This window comes from Blautia caccae, assembly GCF_040095955.1.
Lineage (GTDB): Bacteria > Bacillota > Clostridia > Lachnospirales > Lachnospiraceae > Blautia > Blautia celeris.
The window spans coordinates 1-966 of the sequence record NZ_JBBMFP010000085.1 but is presented as its reverse complement, the minus strand read 5'-3'; the positions used below and the strand labels follow the sequence as shown (position 1 = coordinate 966).

Genomic DNA, 966 nt, shown 5'->3' with positions numbered 1-966 from the left:
TGCGTATAAGTATATGTCATGCTCCAGTAATATTTTCTTGATATTGGTTCCCAATCGTATTATAATGTATATATCAAATATGATAAGAGGAGATGTAGTAATGGTTGATAGGAATATAATTATAGCCAAAGCAGGCGGAACTGCAGGAAAGGCTTCTGTTAATTATAAAATAAGCCTTCCGGCAGATATGGTCAAGGAACTAGGGGTAACACAAGAAGATAGAAAGGTAACCGTTTCTATGATAAACGGGAAAATTATTATAGAAAAAAAGATAGAAGAACATTGACATTGGTTACCAATAATGATATAATAAATATAGTTAAAGAAGGGCAAGCATCTTTAACAAATCAAATATGGAGGTTTAAAAATGTTAGATGAAAAAGATTTAAAATCAATTGCTGATTTACTTAATTCACAAACAAACATGATTCTAAACGAACTTGACAATGTTCAATTGAGGCTTACAGACAAAATGAATAGGCTGGAATCAAACATGGATGAACTCAAACAGTATTACAGAATCAACAAACTTGAAAACGAAAACACAAGCTTGCTTTTGCAGATGATTAAAGACTTGCAAAAAGAAGTGGAAGAATTAAAAAAGAAAATAGCTTAAACAGATACCAGAGGAGGGCGGGCTTGCCACCGCTCCCCCAGCAAGTAAATTATAACAAATCAAATTATAAAATACAAGGGGGATACAAAGATGAAAAAATTTACAGGATATATAAATTACGGGGTACTCTCCGCAGAGAAAAAACAGGTTTGGACGGCAAATGCTCCTCATGCCACTGCTACATGCAGTGACAAGGTAGAAATAGAAATACCTGAAAATTGGGAAATGTTTGAGACAAATGCAGGAGATATCATGCTCATGGCTCCGTGGGGTTGGAATTATGAACCAAATGAAGTCCTCACTGGTAACGAACATCCTTACTTTGATGTTATAGACAATGACGGCAATTC

Annotated in this window: 3 protein-coding genes; all 3 read left to right on the top strand. The window is 34.7% G+C overall.

What is annotated here, in order from left to right; translation table 11 throughout:
* The coding region (locus tag WMO65_RS26270; protein WP_349064884.1) for a hypothetical protein at positions 1 to 286 on the top strand (286 nt) is incomplete at its 5' end.
* An 81-nt stretch (positions 287 to 367) separates the two neighbouring features.
* Positions 368 to 616, top strand: coding sequence for a hypothetical protein (locus WMO65_RS26265; protein WP_148393963.1), 249 nt, complete (start codon positions 368 to 370; stop codon positions 614 to 616).
* 90 nt (positions 617 to 706) lie between these two features.
* The coding region (locus WMO65_RS26260; RefSeq protein WP_148394104.1) for a hypothetical protein at positions 707 to 966 on the top strand (260 nt) is incomplete at its 3' end.